The sequence below is a fragment of the Vibrio sp. 1078-1 genome (genome assembly GCF_033340475.1).
Genome location: NZ_JAWOWM010000541.1, coordinates 1 through 615 on the forward strand (window position 1 = coordinate 1; position 615 = coordinate 615).

Consider the following 615-nt stretch of genomic DNA (forward strand, 5'->3'; position numbering starts at 1 on the left):
AATTCCACACAACAAATAAGGAAAGAAAAACGATGTAGATATATAGTTTGCTGTTGATCTCACTATATTAATAACCAACCAGATCCTAAACAGACTTTGACAATATTTTGTCTTGTACAGCTTAAATAATACACGTACATTGTTTCTGTTATAGTGAAGAGGACATTTCTATGTCACTGCCAAGCCTGTTTCTAAGAATACAAGACCCCGCCCTCAAGGAGGCTATCGCTTCTTGTCAGGAATTACATAAGTTCCGTTTGTATGACACAGAAACGGACGATGATTGGATTGATCACTTCGTCGACGTTCAACCGGATGTCGCGATTGTCGAAGTGGCGCATTTCACTCACGCTGATTACCAGCGACTTTCCGATATCGAAGCCATTTACGACATGGACTTAATCATCATCAGTTCAGGCGCGCCTAACGAGAACCTCGATAAACTGATGAACCTAGGTGCCATTTTTCACTACAGAAAACCCGTCGATCTCACCATCCTGTCTGATACGCTGACCGAAGTGAGCCAGTATTATCAACACAAGCAGGAGCAAGGACGTAAAGTCGCCACCAGCGATTTGGATCAATTTGGTTTGCTAGTTGGCTCATCTTCTCCGA

1 pseudogene is annotated in these 615 nt (G+C 42.8%); it reads left to right on the forward strand.

From position 1 onward, the window contains the following. Positions 1-170 precede the first annotated feature (170 nt). Positions 171-615 (forward strand): annotated as a pseudogene (locus R7190_RS28680) (sigma-54-dependent Fis family transcriptional regulator); the annotation flags it as partial.